Here is a 3,840-nt window from a genome sequence, read left to right on the forward strand (position 1 = left end):
CTTGGTGGATATTTACATAAAACGGATAGTTTGTGAATATTTTCACTTAAACTAACTGGGCAGTTTAGTTGAAAAATCGCCATTAGCTTTTTTTCAACAATCGGGCCATTTAATTGAAGAAGGGGATTGTGGAATTTATAGTAATTTAAAATAATTGTTATTAAATTAGAGGGCAATTTTTCCAAATTAAGAACTAAATAAAGGGAGAGATTAAATGTTTCCTACATTAGAGACAGACAGATTAGTCTTACGAGAATTAACAAATGAAGATGCAGAGGGCATTTTTGCTTGTTTTTCTAACGACGATGTAACACGTTTTTACGGATTAGAAACATTAAAAAGTATAGAAGAAGCAGAAAAATTCGTAGATTTCTTCTCAAAAAACTATAGTGAAAAAAGAGGCATTCGATGGGGCATTGAGCGAAAAGGAACCAAAGGTATAATTGGAACTATTGGCTTCAATGCTTGGTCTCCAAAGCATAAACGTGCTGAAATTGGTTACGAAATTCATCCAGAACAGTGGAGAAAAGGTTACACTTCAGAAGCAGTATCTAAAGTTCTTTCATATGGCTATGATGTTATGGGCTTAACTCGTATAGGTGCCGTTGTATTTATTGAAAATGAAGCATCGAATAAATTATTAGAAAAGGTTGGTTTTCAAAAAGAGGGAATTTTAAGAGACTATATGTACCAAGATGGAAAAGCATATGACACATATGTTTATTCCCTCCTTAGGAAGTAATCTTCCATATACAATGGGGCCTAGCCTATATCTTACTTACAAAATAATCTTCCGGAATAGGGCGCTTTTCTTTAGAAAGAAGGCGTCTTTTTATATGCTCCTACACAAAACATTGTGAAGATTTTCACTTAAACTATAGGGTGCTTTATTTGAAGAAGGTTGGGGTTACTGCGTAACGGGCTCCGTTTTGAGGTGCAAGCAAGCCAAATCACTCTTAAAATCCCTGATAACTCACCTATATTTCACACAGTAAATCACATTAAAAAACGCTGTTGCATTAACAACAGCGTTTTTTTATTGCTTTATATTAGAGCTCCACGGCGGAGGCACTATCGATTTGTCCTTAATATCTTGCCTAACCAGTCCTGTCTTTTCAGCATAATAATCCAACATCTCAAAAACAGTGAATCTGTGATAGCTCCCATTGATAAAAATTGGCTCATTTCTTCTTTCGGGGTCTATGTCCCATAAAGGAATAGAGACCCTTGCTGCTTTGTCATCAAATTCATTAATAGGGACGCTGAAATTAATATGTTCATTATAACCGTTTGCGACTGCTATTACAGTTACTTCTCCCATATTCTTCTTGCGAAATCTGAGGTCTTTTGGAACTGTAATTGATACAGCGGCTTTTCCTTCAGAGTTTGTTAGTACGTTAGCAATTATATTTCCTAATGAATTTATTACAATTAACCGTGCACCTTTAATGGGTTTCCCTTTCTGCATTGATGGTTTTACTGTAGATGTTACTTCCATCGTAAGAATAGCAGTTACTGTATTTTTTTTCGAAGCGAATACAGGCTGAAATAAACTTGAACATATAAAGATAAGAATTAAAAATAATAAGGTTTTTTTATACAAGAGGACCACAACTTTCTATTGGTTCCTTGTATTTTTTGATTTAGTGATTTGAATCATTCAATTCATCTTATTTTTTTCCTTTAGGTTGAATGAATTTAAATTTTCTCAACCAATTCGCGGGCTATTTCACACTTGTATTCGTACTTAAGTTCTCGCTGTACAATAAGTATTGTCACACCCAAAAAAACTGCTGCGAATTTAAATAAAAAATTTTATAAAAAACGGTGTTATACGTTGATTTACCAACAAAAACAAAAGCGTGAATTCCAATGAATTCACGCTAAAAACTTATTGTAATTTTCTTTTTTGCACCCCGTATCGGAACCCGTTAATTGCTGAGGCAGCCTTTTTTCTTATTCCACTAAAGTGGCAGTTTAGTTCGATAAGGATTTAGATTATAATTTGTATATTATCTGAGGAATGGAGATGGTTTGGTGGGCCCTAAAGATTTAATCAATTTCCTCAATAAATTAGAGGACAATAATATATTTTATAAGCTAAATAAAGTTAGAAATGATGCTATTATGGTTGAAATTGCAGTTCCAGGACAACGTTGGGAAGTTGAATTTATGGCGGACGGAACAGTAGAGATTGAAAAATTTATTGGTGACGATAATTTTTATGGTGGTCAAGAGATAGAAGTATTGTTCAGGGATTTCTCTGATTAAACATTTCTTTCAACTAATTGTTATATTGAGGAAGGAATTATACTTATGGGAGACTCTTTTATGGAAATAGAGAAAATAAACAAGATCGTAAAGGAATTACGAGAGAGAGATGCAAGGTTACTTCTTAGTCATATTTTAAAAAGAATACACTTTTTAAACGAGCAGGAGAATTCTGAGGAACAGTTTATTAAAGAAATGAAAAGGGCATACCAAGTGGTTTTCGATATAACAGAACAGCGGCAAAATACAATAGAAGGACCAATTAAGGTAGTTCATATTCTGTTCGGAGTTTCTGCTGCGGGATGTTTCAAACAAGTACTAAAGCAACTAGGTGCGTATAAAGACGAAAAAGTCATTTCGGTTCAAGAAATGTTCTCTATTGGTCCTATCTGGAGATTTAATGAAGAAGTTGGAACACAGGCCAGGTATCATTGGATGCAAAATAACCTTTCTGATGAAGATGGAGAATTTGATGAATTCAAGGAAAACTTCAATAGATCTGTTAATCAAATTATGTCTATTGAAGGAGATATTCCAATTTTTATATGGGCTGCTGAAAATGCCGAAGAACAGACGGGGCTTCGTTTTGTTGTGGACCTTTTAAAAGATAAAAATAATGACATTTTCTTTATGAATACAACAAAAGCATTTAACCACCTTTTTAATAAGGGGAAACGGAAATATACACTTGCACATACTGGCGAATTATCTCCAGATAATCTCCAAACAATTTACGAAAAACAACGACAGGAACAATCCCCTCTAGCCCAACATGAGAGAGAACAATATAAAAAGGAATGGCTTTCTCTCACTGAAAATAAAGAAACATTAAGAATTTGGAGTAACGGAACAGTACAAAGTGTTACTGAAGACTATTTTGACGAACTTATTATAAATAGAGCGAAAAAATTTCATGGAAAACGTAAAACAAAAGAATTTTTTAAATCAGCCAGGTTAATTGGTAATGTCCTTGGCCATATACATTTAGACCAATATATAAGCGATACTTTCATAAACTATCGGTTGAAGAAAATGATTGAAAATGGAATCTTTGAAATGGAAGGCAGTCTAGAGGCAATGAGATTATACTGTGTCCGTTTGAAACAATAATGGTATTTGGAATGGGATGATAAAGGAAAGATTGTGAAAAATTGTTCTTAAACAAACGGGTGCGTTACTTGAAAAACGGCTACTTTGCCAGCTTTTTAGGAAAGGTGAGTGAATAATAGCTCATTACGCAATTGATGAATATTATGACATAAAAAATCCTCTCAAGTCTTTCTTGAAAGGAATCACGTTTGTTTTGCATTTTCAAGTTTTGATTTAATTTGGTTATTTTGAGTTATTATGACACTGCTAAAAATTATTGTTGCTACAAAGCCTAAAAGTGAAAAAAAGACAGTAACTGCCAAATTTGTATTATCACGCATAACAGAACCTCCTTTAGCAATAATTATAGTTTGTATAAAAAAACATTTATTATTCGTAATGCATACTTCGAAGATAATACGCAATAAAAGTGGTACTTGTTTAACTAACGGGTGCTTGTGCGGCCGAGCTTAGGTCGTA

At 33.6% G+C, this 3,840-nt stretch carries 5 protein-coding genes; 3 read left to right on the top strand and 2 right to left on the bottom strand.

Annotated elements, in window-relative coordinates; all coding sequences use genetic code 11:
• Positions 1 to 214 precede the first annotated feature (214 nt).
• Positions 215 to 742: a GNAT family N-acetyltransferase gene (locus tag BIV60_RS27715; RefSeq protein ID WP_071358885.1), complete on the top strand. Its 528-nt coding sequence runs from the start codon at positions 215 to 217 to the stop codon at positions 740 to 742.
• Between the two features lie 294 nt (positions 743 to 1,036).
• On the opposite strand, the gene BIV60_RS27720 is transcribed toward BIV60_RS27715, so the two are convergent.
• Positions 1,037 to 1,498, bottom strand: a complete 462-nt coding sequence (locus tag BIV60_RS27720; protein WP_141770585.1) for a carboxypeptidase-like regulatory domain-containing protein — start codon at positions 1,496 to 1,498, stop codon at positions 1,037 to 1,039.
• 539 nt (positions 1,499 to 2,037) lie between these two features.
• Between BIV60_RS27720 and BIV60_RS27725 the strand changes: the two genes are divergently transcribed.
• Both BIV60_RS27725 and BIV60_RS27730 read left to right on the top strand, forming a co-directional pair.
• Positions 2,038 to 2,271 carry a hypothetical protein gene (locus BIV60_RS27725; RefSeq protein WP_071358887.1) on the top strand — a complete coding sequence of 78 codons (234 nt, stop codon included), beginning with the start codon at positions 2,038 to 2,040 and terminating at the stop codon, positions 2,269 to 2,271.
• Between the two features lie 60 nt (positions 2,272 to 2,331).
• On the top strand, positions 2,332 to 3,381 hold the full coding sequence (locus BIV60_RS27730) for a DUF1835 domain-containing protein (RefSeq protein ID WP_083402511.1): 1,050 nt from the start codon (positions 2,332 to 2,334) through the stop codon (positions 3,379 to 3,381).
• 182 nt (positions 3,382 to 3,563) lie between these two features.
• On the opposite strand, the gene BIV60_RS30005 is transcribed toward BIV60_RS27730, so the two are convergent.
• Positions 3,564 to 3,701 carry a hypothetical protein gene (locus tag BIV60_RS30005; RefSeq protein WP_177177420.1) on the bottom strand — a complete coding sequence of 46 codons (138 nt, stop codon included), beginning with the start codon at positions 3,699 to 3,701 and terminating at the stop codon, positions 3,564 to 3,566.
• Between the last annotated feature and the right edge of the window lie 139 nt (positions 3,702 to 3,840).

This window comes from Bacillus sp. MUM 116, from assembly GCF_001866655.1.
Taxonomy (GTDB): Bacteria; Bacillota; Bacilli; order Bacillales; family Cytobacillaceae; genus Neobacillus.

Coding starts and splice junctions, on each gene's coding strand:
- BIV60_RS27715 (WP_071358885.1), top strand. CDS start 215: ATGTTTCCTACATTAGAGACAGACAGATTAGTCTTACGAGAATTAACA.
- BIV60_RS30005 (WP_177177420.1), bottom strand. CDS start 3,701: ATGCGTGATAATACAAATTTGGCAGTTACTGTCTTTTTTTCACTTTTA.
- BIV60_RS27720 (WP_141770585.1), bottom strand. CDS start 1,498: ATGGAAGTAACATCTACAGTAAAACCATCAATGCAGAAAGGGAAACCC.
- BIV60_RS27730 (WP_083402511.1), top strand. CDS start 2,332: ATGGAAATAGAGAAAATAAACAAGATCGTAAAGGAATTACGAGAGAGA.